The following is a 23,711-nucleotide window of genomic DNA, read 5'->3' on the forward strand; positions in this document are numbered from 1 at the left end:
GCAATGGACACATTTAAATGGTACGGTGATAACACCGACAGGTAAAATGCTACCTAAAACCTTATTAAACAAAAAAATCCTGACTTTCATCAGGACTTTTCTACTAATCTAATTTTTTATATCTAATTCGCTTCGGCGTAACATCGCCTAAACGTTTCTTTCTGTTTTCTTCGTAATCAGAGTAGTTTCCTTCGAAGAAATAAACTTCAGAATTTCCTTCAAAAGCAAGAATATGCGTACAGATTCTATCTAAAAACCATCTATCGTGACTAATCACTACTGCACAGCCACCAAAGTTTTCTAGTGCTTCCTCTAAAGCACGGAGCGTATTTACATCAATATCGTTGGTAGGCTCATCCAGTAAAAGTACGTTAGCACCTTTTTTCAAAGTAATAGCCAAGTGTACACGGTTACGCTCACCACCAGAAAGAATACCTACTTTTTTCTGCTGATCGCCACCATTAAAGTTGAATTTAGAAACATAAGCACGACCATTAACTGCTTTTGTACCCAATTGGATATTATCTAAGCCATCGGTAATGTTTTCGTAAACAGTTTTATCAGCATCTAAATCATTATGCATTTGATCTACATAACCCAATTCAACGGTTTCACCAACGCGGAAAGTTCCGGCATCAGCTTCTTCCTGTCCTGTAATTAAACGAAATAAAGTTGTTTTACCTGCACCATTTGGGCCAATAATTCCAACAATACCCGCAGGTGGCAAAGAAAAGTTAAGGTTATCGAACAAAATTTTATCACCGTACGCTTTGGTCACATTTGTAGCTTCGATTACAACATTACCCAAACGTGGCCCTGCCGGAATAAACAATTCCAATTTATCTTCTCTTTCTTTTCCATCTTCCGATGCCAGTTTATCATAATTTGCCAAACGTGCTTTAGATTTTGCATGGCGAGCTTTTGGAGCCATACGCACCCATTCTAATTCACGCTCTAAAGTTTTTTGACGTTTGCTTTCTGTTTTTTCCTCCTGAGATAAACGTTTAGCTTTTTGATCTAACCAGCTGCTGTAATTTCCTTTCCACGGAATACCTTCACCACGATCTAGCTCTAAAATCCAACCCGCAACATTATCCAAGAAATATCTATCGTGGGTTACGGCAATAACTGTACCCTCGTAATTTTGTAAAAATTGCTCCAACCAATCAATACTTTCAGCATCCAAGTGGTTGGTAGGCTCATCCAGTAATAAAACATCAGGATGTTGCAATAGCAAGCGGCACATGGCAACACGGCGGCGCTCACCCCCAGAAAGTACACCTATTTTAGTTTCAGGATCAGGGCAACGTAAGGCATCCATCGCTCTTTCAAGTTTAGAATCTATTTCCCAAGCGCCTAAAGCGTCAATTTTATCTTGAAGCTCCCCCTGTCTGGCCATTAATTTATCCATGGCATCAGGGTCTGAATAGTTTTCTTCTAAACCAAACGCCTCGTTTACCTCTTCATATTCTTTTAAAATAGCAGTTACCTCAGCAACACCTTCCTCAACAACCTCACGCACAGTTTTTTCAGGGTCAAGGATTGGCTCTTGTGCCAAATATCCTACAGAATAACCCGGCGAAAAAACCACCTCACCTTGATAAGCCTTATCTAAACCAGCGATAATTTTTAGTAATGATGATTTACCAGAACCATTTAAACCAATAACACCGATTTTTGCACCGTAGAAGAAAGAAAGGTAAATGTTTTTTAAAACCTGTTTTTGTGGTGGGTAAATCTTATTTACACCCGCCATTGAAAAAATTATTTTTTCATCCATAAAGTATTTCTATAAAGCGATAAACGCTCTTTTTTAAATGTGTCAATTAAACGAATAAAAAATGCTCAATAAATAATATTGAAAATTTATTTAGCGCAAAGATAAAAACAACGTGGCTATAAAAAAGCGCTTTGTAGGTATTATCAATTTTTAAATTTAGTTTAACCCACGAAATGATTATTACCTAACCGTTAAATTATTTCTATCGTTTGAAATCAATTTCCGGCAACAATCTATATAATCTGTTAGGATAATTACTAGATTGATAAGTTTGTATAATTACCTTTATTTTAAGTATAAATAATAATAATTTATTTTGCTGATTATAAGTCAGATTTTTATCAATGAAGTTAGTGTATAAATAATATTTGCAATTTCTTTTTCAGTTTTTTTGATTGTTAGCCAATCATTTTAAACGTTAAATAAAAGATATTGCAGGTTTTTTTTAGCAATTATTTCATATCCCTCCTAAAAATCGAATGATCTGTAGATCATAATGCATTTTTTTTACTGGAAAATCCAATCCAATTTACTAACCAAATAAAAATGAAAAGAAAAGTTACCGTATTAATCGGTCTCTTATTTTTCTTTTGTACACTAGTTAACGCACAAGATACTAGCATCAAAGGAACGATTAAAGACAAAAATGGTGCTCCAATTCCTGGGGTTTCAATCACAATTAAAAATTCAAAAACGGGTGTTTCATCCACCATAGAGGGAACATATTCTATTACTGTTTCTGGTAATCCAATTTTAGTTTATTCTGCCGTTGGATTTATACCACAAGAAATTGCTGTTAACAACCGCACATCCATTAATGTTTTGCTCCTAGAATCTGTAAACGATTTAACTGATGTTGTGGTTATCGGTTATGGAACTGCGAAAAAAAAGGATGTTACGGGGGCCGTATCCAGCGTAAAAGCTGCGCAACTGGAAAATGAAAATCCAAATAGTGTGACAGATATTTTGCGAGGAAATATTCCTGGGTTAAATGTTGGGCTTAATAACAGCCCAAAGGGTGGGGGCGACTTATTAGTAAGAGGCAAAACTACCCTAACAGGTACAACAAGCCCTTTAATTGTGCTTGATGGTGTGATTTTTATTGGTCAGCTTTCTGATATTAATCCCAATGACATTGAATCTGTCGATGTTTTAAAAGATGCAAGTTCATTAGCTGTTTATGGGGCTAAAGCAGCTACAGGAGTGGTTGCAATTACAACTAAAAAAGGTAAAAGCGGCACACCAACAATTACCATAAATACCAATTTTGGATTCGCAACTTTAGCTCAAAATCAACCTGTTTATGATGGCCCGGGCTTTTTAAATTGGCGTGCCGATGTTGCAAGAAGTGGCGGGGTAAATCCAGCATATATTTACAATGATCCTAATAATTTGCCATCAGGAATAACGCTTACGCAATGGCTTAACGGGCAAACTACTACAAACCCAACTGACTTATGGTTAACTCGTTTAGGTTTACTAACCAACGAGAAAGCAAATTATAACTTAGGCAAAACTATTGATTGGTATGATTTATTATTTCGAACTGGTCAACGTCAGGATCATACATTAAGCATGGCCGGTAAAAAAGAGGAATTAACCTATTATATGTCTTTAGGTTATTTAAAAAATGAAAGCATTATTGCTGGAGGTGGATTTAGCACTTTTCGTACTAGAATAAATTTAGAAGGAAAAGCAGCAAAATTTTTAACGCTTGGCATGAACATGCAATTTGCAGATAGAGATGAAGGGGCTATTGAAGCCGATTGGACGCAACTTACCGATCTTTCTCCTTACGGTGATTATTACAATTCGAACGGATCGTTGCGAAGAATCCCTACAGACGATAACGGTTTAAATGCAAGAAATCCATTTTTAAATTCTACTTACAATTCACGTTTACAAAAACAAAGTACATTATTTGGTAGCATTTATAGTAGGCTTGCATTACCATTTGGGATAACTTACCAGCTTAACTTTAGCCCTGGTTTGGATATGTATCGTACTTTTAACCACCTTTCATCCCAAAATCCCAATGTTACTACTCCCGGCGGCTCTGCAACAAGAGCAGAAGAAAACCGGTATAATTGGCAATTAGATAATTTATTAAAATGGAATAAAACCTTTGCTAAAAATCATAACATTGATATAACATTGTTGGCAAATGCCGAAAAATATCAAGCATGGTATACCATGGCAGGGAATGAGGGTTTTGCACCCACCGATATTTTGGGTTATCACAATATTGGCAGCGGAAATAAACCAACGGTATCCAGTGATGATAAAGCTTTTACAGGCGATGCACTGATGGCTAGAATTAATTATTCCTATTTAAGTAAGTACGCATTAACACTTTCAATCCGTAGAGATGGGTATTCAGCTTTTGGTGCAACAAAAAAACGAGCTAATTTTCCTGCGGCAGCTTTTGCCTGGTCATTCAGTGAAGAAAGCTTTATGAAAAATATCAGTTGGCTTGATTATGGAAAACTTCGCATCTCTTATGGTATTAACGGAAACCGAGAAATTCGTGATGTCAACAATGCAATTGATCCATACGTTTCTATTCAAACTTTGGATGGGGGAAAATATCAAACTGTTAATGGGAGTGGGGCAGCAGGAGAGGTAAATACGGTGGTAAATAGTTCTCGCCTAGGTAATCCGAATTTGGAGTGGGAGAAAACAAAATCACTCAATTTAGGATTAGATTTTGGTATTTTAAAAAACCGAATCAGTGGCTCTATTGATTTGTACAATAAGAAAACTTCTGATCTGTTAATTAGCCAGGCCTTACCCAATGTTTCAGGATATTCTAATGTAATTGCAAATCTGGGTAGGGTAAATAACCGAGGAATAGAATTAGGTTTAACCAGTAAAAACATCACCAGCGGTAACATAATTTGGAATACAGGAATAAATTTTTCTTTAAATAGAAACAAAATTGTGGCTTTGGCAACTCCAAACAACGATCCTGGAAATGGTTGGTTTATAGGTAAGGATGTAGATGTAATTTGGGAATATAAAATACTCGGCGTTTGGCAAGAAAATGAAGTGACGGAGGCCAATAAGTTTAACAAAGGTATAAAGCCTGGAGATTATAAACTTGAAGATGTAGACGGAAATCATGTGTATAATGATGCTGATAAACAATTTATCGGCTATCGTAGCCCAAGGTTTAATTGGTCAATAAGAAACGATTTCAATATTTTTAAAAGCATAGATTTCTCTTTTCAGTTAGTTTCAAGCTGGGGCCAACAACGAATTGATAACCAAGGTAAGAATCAACCTGGTGGTGTAGGGCTGGGTCGTACCAGCTCATATATTACACCCTATTGGACCTCCGTAAACCCGATTAATGATTACGCAAGATTAAACTCAGGGCTGAGTGGTACCACATTTAATGTATACCGTAAAAGTTCTTATATAAGGTTAAATACTGTTGCGCTATCATATAGTTTTTCTAAATCTCTGTTAGAAAAGGTAAAAATTCAAAGTGCCAAAATATACTGTAATGTTTCAAATGCAGCAGTTTATACACAAAAGTGGAATCAATGGGATCCTCAAGCTGCCGATGAAAATGGTAACCCCGTTCCTGTACCAAGAATTTATACCCTCGGTTTAAACGTGTCTTTTTAAATTAAATGAATATGAAAACTTTATATAAAAAAATTGCACCTTTTTTGTGCGCTGCAATTTTACTTTCAGCAAATGGATGCAAAAAATCATATCTCGACTCAAACCTACTTTCTAAATTTGAACCTGAAACATCTTTAACAAGTGTTACAGCGATGAAAGCCGCACTTGCGGGAATGGCATCTAATGTACGAAGAGAATTTACCGGAGATATGGCTCCAATTGTCACCGAATCAATTTTTTCGGAAGTTGCCGTTGATGGTACTACTGATAAAAGTACGCAGGCCCAGGATATGGATACCCGAGTTACACCTGATGGAAACCTTGATAATCCTGATTTTAATAGAATAGGATTTTATTGGACAGAAGGTTTCAAAGGCATCCGGTACGCAAATACCGTCATTACTTATATAGATAATGTAACATTTAAAGATGCAGCCGAACGAAATTCAATTTTAGGATCAGCATATTTTTACCGTGCTTATTGGTATTACCGTTTGGTAAATCAGTTTGGAGATGTGCCATTAATCCTCAAAGACCTTACTTCGCCAAAGCTTGATTATTATTCAACCAAACGTGAAGTAATCCTTAAAAAGATGCAAGAAGACCTTTTATTTGCAGAGCAGTGGGTAACTGATAATGTTAATAGGGGCGAAGTAACTAAAGGAGCTGTTAGTCATTTGTTAACAAAAGTAAATTTATCTCTAGGCGATTTTGATGCCGCAATTACATCGGCAAATAATGTAATCAATGGTGGAAAGTACTCATTAATGAGAAACCGATTTGGTAGTACAGCCGGAGACGCCACGAAAAATGTAGTTTGGGATTTACATAGAATGGATAATAAAGCAATTGCAACAAATAGAGAAGCTTTATTTCTTACTATTGATAGAGAAGCCCTTGCTGGATTCACAGATTTAGGTTCGCAGGTAATGCGTAATTGTGTGCCTGCATGGCATTTTGCAAATTTAAGAACCCCATCTGGATCAAACCCTGCAATTGTTGATGGAACAGGTGTTGAAATTCCACTTACTTTAATGTATGGTAGAGGTATTGGCAGATATCGCGGCACACCGTATAGTACAAAGTATATTTGGACAGATGATACAGATTTTCGTCATGCACCAGGAATGTGGATGAATATGACAGATTTGGTTTATAATAATCCAGCCCTCAAAAACTCAACAAATGCCACCGAAAAAGCTTTGTATGGTAAACCATTGGTTGATATGACACCAGCAAATATTAATAATATGTTCTTAAATAAAGGTTTGGATTCTATTCGTCACTTTTTTGGCTGGCCTCATTACAAAACCTTTATTAACTCTACTAATGCGTTGGCAATAGATAAATATTGGTCTCCACCGAGAGGAACAAATACAGATTGGTATATTTTCAGACTTGCAGAAACTTACCTATTAAGAGCGGAGGCGAACTATTGGAAAGGAAATGTGGCTGCGGCAATGGCCGATATTAATGAAGTTAGATCAAGAGCGAATGCAAAAATTTTAACCGATGCATCAACCATTAACATCGGTACTATTTTAGATGAGCGAGCGAGAGAATTATATTATGAGGAACCTCGTAAAACGGAACTTACCAGAATTGCCTATATTTTTGCTATTACTGGCAAAACTGCTTATAACGGAAAAAGTTATGCATTAGCTAATTTTTCTGACAATAATTTTTTCTATGACCGAATTATTGAAAAAAATGATTTTTATAAAAATAAAGTACCGACCATTTCAGGTGTAAACTATAAAATTTCGCCATACCACGTACTTTGGCCAGTACCTTCAACTGCTCAAAGGTTTAATACAAATGGCCATATCAACCAAAATAAAGGATATACAGGTTACGAAACTAATGTGGCGGCGCTGGATAAAATTCCTTAAATTAACTCAAATAATAAAAACGCGATGCAAAATTGTATCGCGTTTTATCCATTAGCTTGATTACGATCGTGTATTTTAAAACAAAATCAGCTTTCCAAAAGTTAAAAATATACTTGGCTTATAAAGAGATGAGTTATATCAATGTTTCAAAATATAGAATAGATTTTGTTAAAAGATGTCACATTATCTGAGATTTCCTGTCAAATGTTGTAAATTGCATTAAGAAAAAGCAACAAATTGTCAGGTTATTGCTCTGTTATAATCCTTACAAAAAACCGACAATATGAATTTAATGTTGTGTTAACCTAAATTATCCTTTTTCAAAACCCATAAAAAGGCTTTTTACGTAAATGGAGTAGGTGCCTTAACTATATATTATTACTATTTTTATTGCATTGGTTTTTTGTTTATCTGCCTTTTATCCACTGATATGGCGCAATTGTTGATAAAATAAACAAAACAGCACGTTCGTTTTTATAAAGTTATTTTATAGATTAGTGGCGAGCTGTTTAAGAAAGGTATTATGGAAGCAAAATTTTCACCACAGGTTAAAGATGTAATCTCTTTTAGTAGAGAAGAGGCCTTGCGTTTAGGGCACGATTACATTGGTACCGAACATTTATTGTTGGGCCTCATCCGCGAAGGGGATGGTATGGCTATAAAAATTTTACGATCGTTAGGAGTTGATACCGGTAAATTACGCCGCTCAATTGAAGATGCCGTTCGTGGTACTTCGAGTGTTACCGTTAATCTTGGAAATATTCCTTTAACGAAACAAGCAGAAAAAGTTTTAAAGATTACTTACTTAGAAGCTAAGATATTTAAAAGTGACTTAATTGGTACCGAACACTTATTGCTTTCGGTTTTGAGAGATGATGATAACATCGCCTCGCAAATTTTATTGCAATACGGCGTTACTTATGATGTTTTTAAACAGGAGGTAGAAGTGAACAAAAACGGTTTCAGAGATGATATCTCTAATAGCGCCTCAACAGGTGGCGATGATGATTATCGCGAAGATGAAGCTTTTAGCACACCTAAAAAAGTTTCTGATATTAAATCCAAAACACCTGTTTTAGATAACTTCGGTCGTGATTTAACTAAGGCCGCAGAAGAAGGTCGTTTAGATCCAATTGTTGGTCGAGAGAAAGAAATTGAGCGTGTGTCTCAAATTTTATCCCGTCGTAAAAAGAACAACCCGATTTTAATTGGAGAGCCAGGAGTTGGTAAATCTGCCATTGCAGAAGGTTTAGCCTTACGCATTGTGCAACGCAAAGTTTCTCGTGTTTTATTTAACAAACGCGTAGTTACTTTAGATTTAGCTTCCCTTGTTGCTGGTACAAAATATCGTGGTCAGTTTGAAGAACGCATGAAAGCGGTAATGAACGAACTTGAAAAATCAACAGATGTGATCTTATTCATTGATGAGATTCATACCATTGTTGGTGCAGGTGGCGCATCAGGCTCTTTAGACGCTTCAAACATGTTTAAACCGGCATTAGCTAGAGGAGAAATTCAATGTATTGGTGCAACAACTTTAGATGAGTACCGTCAATACATCGAAAAAGATGGTGCTTTAGATCGTCGTTTCCAAAAAGTAATGGTAGAGCCTGCAACACCAGATGAAACTGTAGAAATTTTAACCCGTATTAAAGATAAGTATGAAGAACACCACGGTGTAACTTATACAGATGAGGCAATTTTGGCCTGTGTTACTTTAACATCACGTTATATTTCTGACCGTTTCTTACCTGATAAAGCTATTGATGCCTTAGATGAAGCTGGATCAAGAGTGCATTTAACCAATATTCATGTTCCTCAAAACATTATTGATATCGAAGCTAAAATCGAAGATATTAAGTTAGAGAAAAACAAAGTAGTTCGCAGTCAGAAATATGAAGAAGCAGCAAAACTTCGCGATACAGAGAAAAATTTAATTGAAGAATTAGATAAAGCTAAAGCGGAGTGGGAAGCAGAAACCAAAACTAAACGTTACGAAGTATCAGAAGATAATGTAGCCGAAGTAGTGGCAATGATGACTGGTATTCCGGTGCAACGTGTTGGACAAACAGATAGCCAAAAGTTATTAAATATGTACGATAAAGTTGCTGAAAAAATTATCGGACAGGATGATGCGATTAAGAAATTAACAAAAGCTATTCAACGTACTAGAGCGGGATTAAAAGATCCTAAAAAACCAATTGGTTCATTTATTTTCTTGGGTCCTACTGGTGTTGGTAAAACTGAATTAGCAAAAGAACTTGCCCGTTTCATGTTTGATAGTGATGATTCATTAATTCAAATCGACATGAGTGAATATATGGAGAAATTTGCAGTTTCACGTTTAGTGGGTGCGCCTCCAGGATATGTTGGTTACGAAGAGGGTGGACAATTAACTGAAAAAGTTAGAAGAAAACCTTATGCTGTAATCTTGTTGGATGAGATTGAAAAAGCCCATCCAGATGTATTCAATATATTATTGCAGGTTTTAGATGAAGGACAATTAACAGATAGTTTAGGCCGTAAAGTTGATTTTAGAAATACAATCATCATTATGACTTCAAATATCGGTGCCCGCCAGTTGAAAGATTTTGGTCAAGGTGTTGGTTTCTCTACTTCAGCAAAAACCAATCAAGCAGAATCTCACAGTCGTGGTGTAATTGAAAGTGCTTTAAAACGTGCTTTTGCACCTGAATTTTTAAACCGTGTTGATGATGTAGTTGTATTCAACAGCTTAGGTAAAGATGAGATTTTCAAAATCATTGATATTGAATTAAAAGCTTTATTCGGTCGCGTTCATAACTTAGGTTACGAAATTGCTTTAACTGAAAATGCTAAAGAATACATTGCTGAAAAAGGTTTCGATAGTAATTTTGGAGCCCGTCCACTAAAAAGAGCGATCCAAAAGTATTTAGAAGATCCAATTGCAGAGGAAATCCTGAAAGGTGAATTAACCGAAGGGGATGTTTTAGAAATCGATTACGATAAAGAAACAGAACTAATTTCTATTCACCATAGAAAAGGCGAATCTAAAAAAGAAGAATCGAAAGAAGAAGATTCTTCAAGTAAATAAAAAAAAGCTCCGGATTTTAATTCGGAGCTTTTTTTATAATTGCTTTTTCCTATTCCTCTACGTAACTATAAAATTGGATGATTAATGTTCTATAGATTTAATTTATTCAATTATCTTATTTTTATAAAAAACCACTTATTTTAGGGTCATCAAATCCCTATTTATGAAATTCATCTATTTCCCATTAGTATGCCTTGCAGTATGTTTTGCATTCTCTTGTAAAAAATCGTCTGATACTAAAACTGTTGAAATCGATAAAACAGTTGTCACAAATATTAACAATGATTTATTATTAAAACTTGTAAATGATACCCGTGCTGCGGGATGTAATTGTGGTACAACTGTTATGCCTCCAGTTCCTACGTTAGTATGGAATAATACACTTGCTTCTGCTGCCATAAGTCATAGTAAAGATATGGCCGATAAAAATGTTTTATCGCATGATTCATCAAACGGGCAAAACCCTGGGCAAAGATTAACTACTTTTGGTTATAAGTGGGTAGCTTATGGAGAGAATATCGCACAAGGCCAAACTACCGAACAACAAGTTTTTAATGATTGGCTTAAAAGCGAAGGACACTGTAAAAATATTATGAATGCTCAGGTAACCGAAATGGGCGCAGCAAGGCAAGGTGTTTTTTGGACACAGGATTTTGGTAAGAGGTAAAATATTATCACTTAAAATAAAGTCATTTGGGAGCCTGGTACTTTAAAGATGCTATGATTTAACTCAATATTTTTAATGTTTAGGCCGTTTAACTTGCAATGAAGCCTGAATGTATCTCTTATCATTTGGGCAATATTTCCGCCACCACGCATTCTTTCTCCAAAACGGCTGTCGTTAACATTTCCATTATGGCAATTTTGAATCATATGCCATACTTTATCAAACCGATCAGGAAAATTCTTCTTCAGCCAGTCTTCAAATATTTGACCAATTGCACCATTTAACCTCACAATAGTATAACCAGCTCTTACGGCACCAGCATTTGCAACAGTTTTTAAAACAGATGGGATTTCATGGTCGCTTAGCCCTGGTACCAATGGTGCAACCATTACACCGACCGGAATATTAAGCTTACTTAACTCCTCTACAACTTTAATACGCTGCTTAGCAGTAGTAGTTCTGGGTTCCATTGCTTGCCTTAAGTTTTCGTTTAAACTATTAATAGATAGATAAACCATGCAAAGATTTAGCTTAGCCATTTCTTGCAGAATATCCTTATCTCTTAAAATTAAAGAGTTTTTGGTTATCATGCCAATGGGTTGTTTATATTCTAATGCAACTTCCAATAACTGTCTCGTCAATCTAAATTTTCGTTCTGCTGGTTGATAGCAATCTGTATTTCCGGATAAAGAAATTGTTGTGGCATCCCAACCTTTCTTCTCCAGAAATTTTTTGAAAAGGGCTGGGGCATCTTTTTTAACAATAATTTTTCTTTCAAAATCCAATCCAGCGCTATAACCCCAATATTGGTGTGCATTACGAGCATAACAATAAGTACAGCCGTGCTCGCATCCCTGATATGGATTTAAGGAATAATCCATGCCAACATCAGGACTTTCTACTTTGTTTACAATGGTTTTAGAGTTTTCGAATAGAAAAGTTGTTTTATGATCGCTTTCTTCCCAGTCATCTATGCCTTCAATATGTTCTTTTACGTAATCGTCTTTTAAAAACTTATTGTGCGGATTAACCTGAGCACCACGGCCCCTAAAATATTGTTTATCATCATCCCCAATCATAAGATTAAAATTACTAAAAATATTAGTAATTTTAATAACTGTTGAAAAGTATTTATACTAAAATTAGTAAATTATTTTTTTAGTGGAATATAATCCATAGGAACCATATCGGCTATTTTTTCGTAAGCCCAATAGCCTTCAAAAAGTAATGATCGAGAATCATAAATGCCTCCGTTTTCATAAAAACGTACTGGACCTTCCATTAAATTGACAACAGAGATTTCATTTTCAGGAACATCTAAAGGTCTGAAAATCCAAAAACCTGTTTTAGAATATTCCAGAGATTCTTTTTCTTTAGTATATTGTACGCAAAGGGCATCTGTATAGTTCAACCATTTTAGATTTTGATTATAATCATGCACCAAAGTATCTGTTAACAATTCTGCCCGACTAAATTTATCAATCGTTTTGGGCATCTCTTTTTGCTTAGTCCAAAATGCAAGTAAGGCGGTATCAACTTTACCAGCTGTTTTCCTAATTCCTGTTTTTTCTGGCAACGTTTTAATTTTAAAAAGATTTTCGTTTATAACTGCTTCGGGGTAACGATTAGGGTTTGGGATTTTAATCATCTTGGTGAGTATAAATCCTTCTTCTTTAATTTTATCAGCATAAAGAGCTCTAAAAAAATGTTGAGAAGAACCATAATAAGCAGCTTCTCTTGCTGCAATGTATTTCTTTTTCTTTGCGGCAGAGGCCTTCAGTTCTTCGAAAAAAGGATGACCAGAATAATAAATAATGCGTGTTCTGGAATTGTACTCAAAATGATCGAGCATATACTTTAAGCGATATCCAAGAGCTTTATTTTCAACAATTAAAAACTCGGTAGTGCTTACGGTTAAAGTACTTTTTGTAACATCGAAATCTACATTTAAAACCTGTGGATTCAATATTTTACATTGTTGAGCATTAGGAGTTTTACCAATGAAAAACTCTTTAAACTGATTGATATATTTTTGTCTGTTAGGATCTGCACGAATAACCACTTCGCCTAATTGAACAGTATTTTCTTTTAAAATTAATTCAAGTTGAACGGATTTATCAGATATAATTACACTTTTTGAGTAGGGAAGGTATCCAACCATTTGAACCAGAATATCATAACTTCCAGGTTTAAGGTTGCTAATTTTAAATCTTCCATCATTATCTGCCACGGTAGATACTTTGTAGCCACTTAGGTACACACCTGCACCGGGTAAACTTTCCCTGTTATCTTTAACCACACCACTTATGGTAAAAGTATTTTGAGCGAATGCATTGGTGCCCAAAACAAACAAAATAAGGGCTACCAAAAGGCTTTTAATCATGGAAGCGAATGTAGCCAAAACGCTGAATATTTATTAAAATCTAAAAAGATTTTTAACAATTTTAACATTTGGTTAAATAATGGGATCAGGGCGTTATTGTTTCTTTGGAGGCGAGTAATCCATCGGTACACTATCAGCTATTTTTTCCCATGCCCAGTAACCCTCAAAAAGCATCGATCGTGGATTATATGGTGCTCCGTTTTGATAGAAGTAAATTGGCGAAACCAGTGTGTTTATTAATGATATTTGATAATCTGGAATGTCTAATGGTCTTGTAATTGATGTATTTAATAAACTGCCATAAGTATGATCTTCTCTTTCTTTGGTGTAAATTACGTAAAGCACATCCGTGAAATTTACATACTTAAAAATATTATTATATTGATGAACCAAGGTATCTGGCGTAACAAGTTGACGATTAAGAACGGCGATACTTTCAGGCATTCTTTTTTTTCCTGCCCAGTAACTTAACGAATCGTTACCATGCCCAATGCGAATAGTTGCATTTTTATCAGTAGGCATAAATTGCTTCATTTTGCTTGTTATTACCGCATCTGAAGGCTTTTCTGGATTCTTTATTCTACTCAATTTATGAATAATAAAACCTTCTTCAGTTGCTTTTTCATTGTATAACGAAGTGAAAAAATGTTGGGATGAGCCTTGGTATGCTGTTAATCTTTTTTCAGCCCACTTTTTTAATCTTCCGGTTGATCCTTTCAAATCTTCATAATAGGGATAACCTTCATAGTAAATAATTCTACTTTTGTAATTATATTCAAAATTATTAACCAAATATTTAATCCGATAACCAAGCGCCCTGTTCTCAATAATTAAAAAATCCGTCGTTTTTACTTTTAAAGCCTGTTCATCTTCGTCGTAATCGACATATAAAATCTCAGGATTTAAAATTTTGCATTGTTGCGCATTTGGAGTTGTACCAACAAAATAATCTGTAAAAATCTTAATGTATCTAAGTCGATTGGGGTCAGCTTTTATTGTAACTTCATTTAACTGAACGGAATTTTCCTCCAATTTAATTTGGATATTCTTATCCTTATCGCTTAAAACTACATTAGTATTCGTTGCTTTATAACCGATCATTTGAACCAGAACATCGTAGTTTCCAGGTTTTAGATTTAGAGAAAAAGTGCCATTCTCATTAGTTGAAGTAGCAATTTTATAGCCACTAATATATACACCAGCGCCAGGAAGTGGATTACCACCATTATCTTTTACCGTTCCACTCAGTATAAAACTTTGTTGTGCAAAAGCAAATATCGAAATATGAAGAAATAAAAGAAGAGGTAAGATTTTTCTCATATTCAAATATAAACTAATTTTTTAGTTTATATTTGAATGGATTTATTTTTTTGCTATCCTAGCAATTCTTTAGCATTTTCTATTGCTGATGCGCCAGGATTTTTACCACTTAGCATTTCTGCAATGGCTTCAATTCGTTCTTCTTGTTTTAATTTTCTAATTCCTGTAGTTGTTTTTCCGCTGGCTTCATTTTTATGAACAAAGTAATGTGATTTTCCTTTTGCTGCAATTTGTGGTAAATGAGTAATGGAAATTACCTGCATATTTTCTCCAAGTTCTGCAATTACTTCTCCAACTTTTAATGCGGTTTCTCCAGAAATACCCGTATCAATTTCATCAAAAATAATTGTAGGCAACGAAGTATGTTTTGCCAGTAATCCTTTAATCGCCAGCATTAAGCGAGATAACTCCCCACCGGATGCAACTTTATTTACTGGAGCAGGTGCTTGACCTGCATTTGCAGTAAAAAGTAAGGTAATTTCATCTGATCCATCTTTATTTAAATCAGCTGATCGCTTTTGCTCTAAAACTAGTTTTGCACTTGGCATACCAACTTTTTTCAAAGTATTAGCCGTTTGTTCTTCAACAAGCTTAATTGCTTTTTTACGATTTGCACTTAACTGTTCTGCCTGTTTAGTTAAATCTAACTTCAGCTTTTCAGTTTCTTTTGTTAATTTTTCAATAGCTTCATCAGAAGAAAGTAATTGATTTAAATTATTTTCTAGCTGCTGCTGTATTTCAATTAGTTCTTTATTATTTGCAACACGATGTTTTTGTTGAAGCGTGTAAAACAAATCTAATCGTTCATTTATAGATTCTAACCGTTCCGCATTGTGTAAAGTGTTACTTTCTATGGAAGTAGTTTCATCCGCCACATCCTTAATTTCTATAATGGCCGAGCGTAAACGTTCGTACAAAACGTTAATAGCAGGATCAAATTTTTCTATACTTTGTAGTTGAATAGATGATTCTTTTAGCAATTGCAACGCTGAAGGTTCGCTTTCAGTTAGTAAACCAGTGGCAGTAATTAGTCCTCTTTTAATTGTTTCGGCGTGTGTTAAGCGTTCAAGCTCTAATTCTAAATCTTCTTGCTCTCCTTCCTTTAAATTGGCTTGCTCCAATTCATTAAATAAAAACTGTTCATAATCTTGTTTATTACGAGCTTCATCAGCTTCGCTAATTAATTTTTTTAATCGGTTATGATCTTGTTTTAATTTTTTAAAACCTGCTCTATATTCAAAAAGTAAAGTGGTATGATTGGCAAGTGCATCAACAATTAACAGTTGGAAATCTGGATCATTAACTTCCTGCGTAGCATGCTGAGAATGAATATCAATTAATTTTTCGCCAATCTGCTTTAAAATGGTGAGATTAACAGGTGTATCGTTAATAAAAGCTCTTGATTTTCCATCAATGGAAATCTCACGTCGTAAAGTATTCTCATTGAAAAAATCAAGATCCTGTTCCTCAAATAGGAGTCTTAAATTTTCATCTGCCAACAAAAAGCTACCTTCAATAACACATTTTTTATCTTGGTTAAAAAAGTATTTGCTTTCTGCCCGTTGACCTAAAATTAAAGAAAGGGCACCCAAAATGATAGATTTACCCGCTCCAGTTTCACCGGTAATGATATTTAAGCCTTTATCAAATTCAATATCAAGGCTATCAATTAATGCGTAATTACGTATAGAAAGTTTTTGTAGCATAACTATTGCGAAAATAAACAATTAAGCTTGTAGGTTTTAAAAAGGAGTGAGATTTTTTCAAACAAAAAAAGCGAAGAGATTTCTTCGCTTTAAGTTTATAGTTTGTGTGGTTGTATTAGTTTTGTTGAGCTTCTTTTTGTTCTTTCTGCTCTGGTTTCTCTTTTCTTTCAGTTTTTTCTTTCTTCTCCTTCAATTCCTGAACATCTTTATCGAATTTTTTCCTCAACTCCTGATATTCTTTCGAATCTTGGAATTCTTTCATTTCTTTCATTTTTTGCTTCCATTCAGGAGAATTAAATTCCTTTGTCATTTCCGCAGCACTCTTTTGTATCTTTTCTAAATTAGCTTTCCATTCAGGACTGTCATATTTTTTGCCAATCTCTACTGCATTTTTTTGGATTTTTTCTATGCTAGCTTTCCATTCAGGAGAATCATATTGTTTTGAAATAGAGATTGCATTTTTCTCAAGCTTTTCTATATTAGCTTTCCACTCTGGCGAATCATATATTTTAGCAGCAGATAATGCATTTTTTTGGATTTTTTCTATGCTAGCTTTCCATTCTGGTGAATCATAATGTTTTGCAATTTGAACTGCATTTTTCTGAATTGCCGCCATCTGTGCTTTCCACTCAGGAGAGCTAAATTGTTTGTAAATTGAAGAAAAAGCCGCAGTATCTAAGTTTATTACAATATTATTGCTGTCGATATTATAATTATAGCCTTTACCAAAATAGATACTTCCTTTAAAGCCGTTTCTAAGGCTATCAGGCATTTCATTAAATGAACTGTATTCTGTTTTTTTGCCTTTAGCATCAACAGTTACAATTTTAACTTTTTTTCTTTTTGTGGTATCCGTGTAAGCGATAGTTTTTGCATAATCATTATTAGTGTTTAATACATAAGTATTTATCGCCTTTATAGCTTCTTTTTTCTTTTCAGCAGGATTTATCCAGGCAATTGAAAATAAACAGGCAATACCTAAAGTTAAGGCAGCCATTTGTTGTTTGGTGTTTAAATAGTTCGTTTTCATGTTGGTTATTCTTTTTATGCGTTGATATAAATTTTGAGTTTTACCTGTAGCAGCCATAGCATATGCAGGTGTATTTTTATCTTTTAATAATTCTAATTTGAGTAGGGCATGGGCATAATTAAGCGGTTTGCCCGTAAATTTTAAAACTAAATCATCGCACGAGTGCTCTCTTTCTATGTGTATAAATCTGCCTGCAAGCCATACAAAAGGATTAAAAAATAATATAGTCTCTATGGCAGTTTTAATTAGATTTAGTAAGAAATCGTTTCTGCGGATATGCGAAAGTTCATGTATTAATATGGCCTCAACTTGATCGGCATCCAGCTGATTTACCAATGCGACAGGAAACAATACAATAGGCTTTAAATATCCAATAACCAAGGGAACGTTAACAATCTCCGATAAATGGAAGCGTATTTTTTTCTTGATCTTTAAGTTTGAAATTACCTTTTCGAAAAGCACTTTCCATTCTTCTGGAACAGAACTTAGAGACTCGTTTTTAAATTTAGCCAGTTGCTTGTATCCTTTCAAAATAATGATAAGTTGTAGTACAATTCCAAGGATATAAAACGCAACAACAATTGGAAAATATTGCTCTGCTTTATTACTCAAAGTTTGAGGGATATTATTTAAGTACTGTAAAACTTCTTGGTTTTGAATCAATACCCCGTTAGCTTGCTTCGGAAGGTTTGAAAACATTTGATTTCCTACATTGTATGCAAAGCAAAGAAACATTAGCACAATAGAACCAAATGCCATATTATGTTTATATTTTGAAGCCAGCTTTGGTAAACTGTATAATAAGATGAACAATACTCCGTAAATCAGGGCGCACTGCCAAAGGGAGTTTATGATGCTCCAGCCAAATGCTTTGATAAATTGTGGTACTAAAGTTTCCATGCTTATTGTTTATTTTATTAAAAACTGATAAATACTATTTACGTTACTTTTTTTTGGGAAGGGGCTATTTAAGGCTATCCAAATATTTTTTAATTTCTTCTATTTCATCTGTACTGGCGCTGTGGTTACCCAAAGCTTGCATCACTAATCTGGCAGCCGAACCATTAAACACATTATCAATCATTTTTGTCACCAACTGTTTCTCCGTTTTATCACGATTTACAAGTGCTTTATAAATATGTGTTTTTTGGTTTGTATCTCTTTCTACCATTCCTTTTTCATGCATAATTTGCATAAGTTTTAAAGTAGTGGTATAGCCAGAATCTTTTTTGTTCAAAGCCTCATGAACATCCCTTACTGTTGCATTTCCTTTTTCCCAAAGTACTTGCAATATTTCCATTTCACCCTCTGTTGGTTTGATTCCGGTATTACTCATTTTGTTACAATCGTTCTACGAATTATTTCGTATTCAAATGTACGAAGATATTCGTATAATCAAAATGTTTTATCAATTTTTTTAAAAAAAATAGCTTTTAAGTTATCGTAGAGTAGATTTTAACTTGTTTTCTTACCGCTTATTATTTGGAAGCAACTAGATCAGCCAGTTTATCAAGTAATTCTTTTCCTTTAATATCCTTTTCAATTACTTTTCCAGTAGGACAAGTAAGAACTTTTTCTGGTATAGTTGTGACGCCATATAGAGCGGCTGCCTCGTTTTCCTTTTTAATGTCAGATACTTGAATCCATGGAAGTTGATCTTCTTTAATGGCAACTAAACATTTTGTTTTATCGGTACCGCTAAATAGTTAAAGGTAATTCAGAAAATAAACTGATCGGAAGAAAGCAAATAGTAACAAATAAATACCTTTTTAGTGTTTAGAAACTATAAAAGCGTAAAGGATTAATTTTTCTTAAGGCCCTCGTATTTACCAATATTTGCAGGGTCAATTTCGGCTAGCATATTATAAGCTCTGATTCTTTCTTGAGGATTTAACTTAGAGAGTACATTTGTGATCTCTTCCGCTTTAGCTGCGAAATATACGTTAGGAAAAATAGACCCTAACTTTTGCTTATCCATTTGTTGTAGTGCAGGTAGGGCAGCCATAATTTGTGTTAAGCCCTTATCATTATCCGTTAATTGATCTAACCCACTTAAATGGTAGCTGTAAACAAAGTTACGTAACTCGCCAAAGATAGGGTTAAGTACATTTTCGTTAAACCAAAAGCGGTTACGTAAACCATCAGCGGCTTTCCATCCGGTATTGCCAGATGCTTGCGCAAGGTTTAATATGTTTTGTGCCTTTTTGAAATAAGGTGTTCCACCCATCTTACTAAAACTATCTTTATCTATACCTATAATAGTGTAGGCATAATAAGTTAATAAGGCACTAATGTTAGAAATATAATTTTGATCGGAGAAATCAATTGTGGAGCCATCATTAAAACTAAAGTCAAAGTTTTTATCGCTCATATTTAATAATGTACTGTTGTAAGTACTGTTGAAAACAGGGCGGCTACTTTGAATTTGAGCTTCAGCTGTATAACCAGAACCACCATCCCAAGAGTTAATGGTAATAATCAAATTGCAATCTATACGCTCTTGTGGTTGATAACTTTCGTTGCTAAATTTATTATTATTTAAAAAATCCCGAATTGTTTTTTGCAAAGCATCAAGCGTTGGTTTGCTAATGTTAGAAACTTGCGGAGCAAGCAAGGTAACTCTTGCATTAAGTTCTTGGGCCTGTATTTTCCCAATACCAATTAACATCAACAAGCAAACAATTCTCTTTATCATTTATATAATCTTTAAAATAGCTTCACAAATGTCTTTGGCAACCTCAGTTTTCGATTTTGTATCAAACACCGTCCGTTCAAATGCTTTGTTAAAAATAGTAATTTTATTTGTATCTGATTTAAAACCTGCTCCTTTATCATTTAATGAATTAAGTACAATAAGATCAAGATTTTTCTTTTCTAGTTTGCCTTTTGCATAGTTCTCTTCATCATTTGTTTCTAAAGCAAAGCCAACTAAAGTTTGATTTTCCTTTTTGATCTTTCCTAAAGAAGCCAGTACATCAATGGTTTTTTCAAGTTCAAGAGTGAATTCACTTTCCTGCTTTTTTATTTTTTGGGTTGCAACTATCTTCGGACGATAATCTGCAACAGCAGCGCACATTACAGTAATATCCGTTTCTTCGAAAATGGAAGTGCATGCATTAAACATATCCTGGGCACTTACCACATCTATTCGTTTAATTGGAAAATTTGATTTTTGTGCACTAGGTCCTGAAATAAGTATAACATCTGCACCTAATCTTGTTAGTTCATCTGCTATTGCAAATCCCATTTTTCCAGAAGAATGATTTCCTATAAAACGTACCGGATCAATAGCTTCATAAGTTGGACCAGCAGTTACCAATGCTTTTTTTCCAAAAAGGGGCATGCTTTTTTTAATGGCTTCATCAAGAAAAGAAACAATCTCTTCTGGTTCAGCCATTCTGCCTTCGCCAAATAAACCGCTCGCCAATTCGCCGCTTGCAGGTGCAATTACTGTATTTCCAAAACTGATAACTCTTTCTATGTTTTGCTGCGTGCTCTCGTGTTTCCACATGTCAAGGTCCATTGCCGGCGCAACATAAACCGGACATTTTGCCGAAAGATAAACCGCAGTTAATAAATTATCACAAATTCCATTAGAAAGTTTGGCTAGTGTGTTGGCACTTATTGGAGCAATAATCATTAAATCTGCCCAAAGACCTAATTCTACATGATTACTCCATACACCAGTTTCCTCTTCGAAATACTGCGTATATACTGGGTTTTTAGAAAGTGTAGCAAGAGTAAGTGGCGTAATGAAATTTGCGCCATCAGGGGTAAGAATAACCTTAACGTTTGCACCAGCTTTAACAAATAACCGAACAAGAAATGCCGATTTATAAGCTGCAATGCTACCGCAAACGCCAAGGATAATGTTTTTATTTTTAAGCATACAAGCAGAGGACATTAAGCATAGAGCATAGAGCGTAATGCATAAAAACGCCATGCTCTAAACGCCATGCGCTATGCTAATTACTTTTGTTCTTTAGCAGGATTTCTGTGATAAATCTTCTCATTCAAAAACTCATCAATAGCAACTAAAACAGGTTTAGGCATACGTTCGTAGTGCTTGCTGATTTCAATTTGCTCACGGTTTTCGAAAATCTCTTCTAAGTTATCGTTGCTTGAAGCAAATTCTGCAAGTTTACCATGCAATTCCTCTTTCATATTATTAGAAATCTGGTTTGCTCTTTTAGCAATCACAACTAAAGATTCGTAAAGATTATCAGTTGTTCTGTCTAAATCGTGTACATTTCTGGTAACCGTAGTATTAGGTACAGCAGGTTTGTTAGTATTCATGTGTTACTTGTTTTTTTTATCGGTATTATTAACGGTATTGGTATCTTTTAACTTACCAGTTCTTATTAGCATTTCTTTATACTTTGCCTCTTGAGCAGCATAATCAGCCAATTCTTGTTTTGCTACAACTAAACCACTTTCTATATCTTGCTTTAATTGTTTAGCGTCATTAGTAAATTTACTTTCAGGATGGTGCTCTGTAAATTCATCATATAAAGCCAAAGCCTCATTATAACGGTCTTCCTGACGAACAGCATAACTGTTTTTCGCATATAAATATTGCGATTTAATCATCAAAAAGTCCATTTCCTCTGCATACTTAATATCAGGATAGTCTCTCTGAGCATTTTTTAAAGCAATAACTGCAGCTCTATAATTATCTACATTACTAGGGCCAGTAGTTAAATACATCTTCGCATTAGCAAAAGCTTTATCTTCAAGTTTACCTCTCAATATAGCTATATATTTACTTGCCGCTGCCGCACGCTCACTAGTAGGGTATAAGTTGATAAACAACTGCAAAGCATCTATCGCTTTATAAGTATTTTCCTGATCCAAAGAGAATGAAGGCGATTCTAAATAGTAGCAATAAGCACCCATGTAGCGAGCCTCCTCAGCATTTTTACTTGCAGGATAAGTATCCGCAAAGCTCTTAAATTGATATCTTGCTGTAGTATAATCGCTTAATCTATATAGTGTATAAGCATAATAATAGTTCAAATCCTCAGCCTCAGCACGCCCACGATATTTTTGAGAAAGATCCTCAAAAAGAACCAATGCCTTACTATAATCCCTTTTATTATACAAACGAAGGGCCTCCTGGTACTTTTTAGCTACGTCATTACTAGCCCTAAGTTTTTCGAAACGGCTCTTACAACCCGCCATACCCAAAGCGGCAACAAATACTAAAATAATTAAGTGTTTAACTTTAAACATTCTGCAAAGATAATTAATAATACGATAACATCAATATAAAACAATTGACCGCTAAGCTATGCAAAGCAATTAGTCCTTTCAAACACTTAACAAATTTTAACATTATTATATATACGAAGCTTAAAACCTCATTGAGGTACATTTCTAATTCCATTACTTATAGTATATATATAGGTTGTTATTAAATTGTATTTGACAATAAGCTTATTTTTGTGAAAATCAATTTGGTGGTGCTATTAACATTTAGTCCCGCCCACCATTTCAAATCCTCTCCCGATAAAACCTCGGGATGCGGGTTTTCCATTCAGGTCGGGTTTATTTCAGTCGGGTAGGGTATTTCATTGGTTATTTTTCTTTAGTATAGTATATATAGTATACGGTTGAGTAATTTTTTGCCTTGGTAAACTAATTTTTTATAGTTGAAAATAAACTGTGCATACTATTAATATATAAAGTAGCAGGGTTTACCTATGTAATTTAATAGAATTATAACGTTTTTACTGGATTAATAGCCCCAAACACCCATTGACTAAAAAAGTTTGGGGTTATGATTTATTTTTTAAGCTTGAAAACCATGCTGTTAGGATGTTTAGGTGAAATAAAGGGTGTGTTAGCTTTGCTGTTTTGGATAATTTTTCTACTTTTGCAACCCGCTTCGGAGGAAGAGGAAAAGAGGGTGAGTGGTTGAAAAGAGAGAGCGATAATTATTTTCAAATAAAAGTTGCGATTGAATAAAAGATTGCTACCTTTGCAGCCCGGTTCGGAAGGACGGTAAGCTAGAGAAAAGGTGAAGAGAGATTAGAATTGAAGGAATGGGAAAAACGGGGTTTAAGAAAGCTTTAAGCGGACTAAGCCGGTAAAACAAAAGAAAAAAAAGATTTTATTTTTCTTGCGGATTAAAAAAGTTTTTCTACCTTTGCAATCCCAAACGGAAACGAAGGGATCCAGAAGCAGCGGATGTTGCGGAAGGGAATAAAAAAAGATTGAAATAAACG

At 34.6% G+C, this 23,711-nt stretch carries 15 protein-coding genes; 4 read left to right on the top strand and 11 right to left on the bottom strand.

The genetic code is table 11. From position 1 onward, the window contains the following. Nucleotides 1-103: 103 nt before the first annotated feature. Nucleotides 104-1,780: an energy-dependent translational throttle protein EttA gene (gene ettA, locus EHC72_RS01835; protein WP_131535771.1), complete on the bottom strand. Its 1,677-nt coding sequence runs from the start codon at nucleotides 1,778-1,780 to the stop codon at nucleotides 104-106. Nucleotides 1,781-2,326: 546 nt separating this feature from the next. Here ettA and EHC72_RS01840 point away from each other — a divergent pair. From EHC72_RS01840 to EHC72_RS01855, 4 genes are all read left to right on the top strand, one after another. Further along, on the top strand, nucleotides 2,327-5,413 hold the full coding sequence (locus tag EHC72_RS01840; protein WP_131535772.1) for a SusC/RagA family TonB-linked outer membrane protein: 3,087 nt from the start codon (nucleotides 2,327-2,329) through the stop codon (nucleotides 5,411-5,413). A gap of 11 nt (nucleotides 5,414-5,424) precedes the next feature. After that, entirely contained in the window at nucleotides 5,425-7,305 is a 1,881-nt protein-coding gene (locus EHC72_RS01845; protein WP_131535773.1) for a RagB/SusD family nutrient uptake outer membrane protein, read from the top strand. Nucleotides 7,306-7,828: 523 nt separating this feature from the next. Continuing rightward, nucleotides 7,829-10,378 carry an ATP-dependent Clp protease ATP-binding subunit gene (locus tag EHC72_RS01850; RefSeq protein WP_131535774.1) on the top strand — a complete coding sequence of 850 codons (2,550 nt, stop codon included), beginning with the start codon at nucleotides 7,829-7,831 and terminating at the stop codon, nucleotides 10,376-10,378. Between the two features lie 163 nt (nucleotides 10,379-10,541). Then, nucleotides 10,542-11,045, top strand: coding sequence for a CAP domain-containing protein (locus tag EHC72_RS01855; protein WP_131535775.1), 504 nt, complete (start codon nucleotides 10,542-10,544; stop codon nucleotides 11,043-11,045). 11 nt (nucleotides 11,046-11,056) lie between these two features. Here EHC72_RS01855 and EHC72_RS01860 read toward each other — a convergent pair whose 3' ends face one another. The 10 genes from EHC72_RS01860 to EHC72_RS01905 all read right to left on the bottom strand — a co-directional run bounded on the left by EHC72_RS01860 (nucleotide 11,057) and on the right by EHC72_RS01905 (nucleotide 22,716). Further along, complete coding sequence (locus EHC72_RS01860) at nucleotides 11,057-12,124, bottom strand: PA0069 family radical SAM protein (RefSeq protein WP_131535776.1); 1,068 nt, start codon at nucleotides 12,122-12,124, stop codon at nucleotides 11,057-11,059. A 71-nt stretch (nucleotides 12,125-12,195) separates the two neighbouring features. Then, a complete protein-coding gene (locus EHC72_RS01865) occupies nucleotides 12,196-13,428 on the bottom strand; it encodes a carboxypeptidase-like regulatory domain-containing protein (RefSeq protein ID WP_131535777.1) in 1,233 nt (410 codons plus the stop codon). Nucleotides 13,429-13,521: 93 nt separating this feature from the next. Continuing rightward, the gene (locus EHC72_RS01870; protein ID WP_131535778.1) at nucleotides 13,522-14,748 is read right to left on the bottom strand and encodes a carboxypeptidase-like regulatory domain-containing protein; all 1,227 of its coding nucleotides are present in this window, start codon (nucleotides 14,746-14,748) and stop codon (nucleotides 13,522-13,524) included. A gap of 53 nt (nucleotides 14,749-14,801) precedes the next feature. After that, on the bottom strand, nucleotides 14,802-16,454 hold the full coding sequence (gene recN / locus EHC72_RS01875; protein ID WP_131535779.1) for a DNA repair protein RecN: 1,653 nt from the start codon (nucleotides 16,452-16,454) through the stop codon (nucleotides 14,802-14,804). Nucleotides 16,455-16,569: 115 nt separating this feature from the next. Continuing rightward, nucleotides 16,570-18,384 (bottom strand): M56 family metallopeptidase, encoded by a 1,815-nt coding sequence (locus EHC72_RS01880; protein WP_131535780.1) that lies wholly within the window; start codon nucleotides 18,382-18,384, stop codon nucleotides 16,570-16,572. Nucleotides 18,385-18,448: 64 nt separating this feature from the next. Further along, nucleotides 18,449-18,820 (bottom strand): BlaI/MecI/CopY family transcriptional regulator, encoded by a 372-nt coding sequence (locus EHC72_RS01885; protein WP_131535781.1) that lies wholly within the window; start codon nucleotides 18,818-18,820, stop codon nucleotides 18,449-18,451. Between the two features lie 465 nt (nucleotides 18,821-19,285). Then, a complete protein-coding gene (gene porD, locus EHC72_RS01890) occupies nucleotides 19,286-20,179 on the bottom strand; it encodes a type IX secretion system protein PorD (RefSeq protein ID WP_131535782.1) in 894 nt (297 codons plus the stop codon). Continuing rightward, the gene (gene coaBC / locus EHC72_RS01895) at nucleotides 20,180-21,373 is read right to left on the bottom strand and encodes a bifunctional phosphopantothenoylcysteine decarboxylase/phosphopantothenate--cysteine ligase CoaBC (RefSeq protein WP_131535783.1); all 1,194 of its coding nucleotides are present in this window, start codon (nucleotides 21,371-21,373) and stop codon (nucleotides 20,180-20,182) included. Between the two features lie 80 nt (nucleotides 21,374-21,453). Then, nucleotides 21,454-21,780, bottom strand: coding sequence for a DNA-directed RNA polymerase subunit omega (locus tag EHC72_RS01900; RefSeq protein WP_131535784.1), 327 nt, complete (start codon nucleotides 21,778-21,780; stop codon nucleotides 21,454-21,456). Between the two features lie 3 nt (nucleotides 21,781-21,783). Next, nucleotides 21,784-22,716: an outer membrane protein assembly factor BamD gene (locus tag EHC72_RS01905; RefSeq protein ID WP_131535785.1), complete on the bottom strand. Its 933-nt coding sequence runs from the start codon at nucleotides 22,714-22,716 to the stop codon at nucleotides 21,784-21,786. Between the last annotated feature and the right edge of the window lie 995 nt (nucleotides 22,717-23,711).

Source organism: Pedobacter nototheniae, assembly GCF_004335085.1.
Classification (GTDB): Bacteria; Bacteroidota; Bacteroidia; order Sphingobacteriales; family Sphingobacteriaceae; genus Pedobacter; species Pedobacter nototheniae.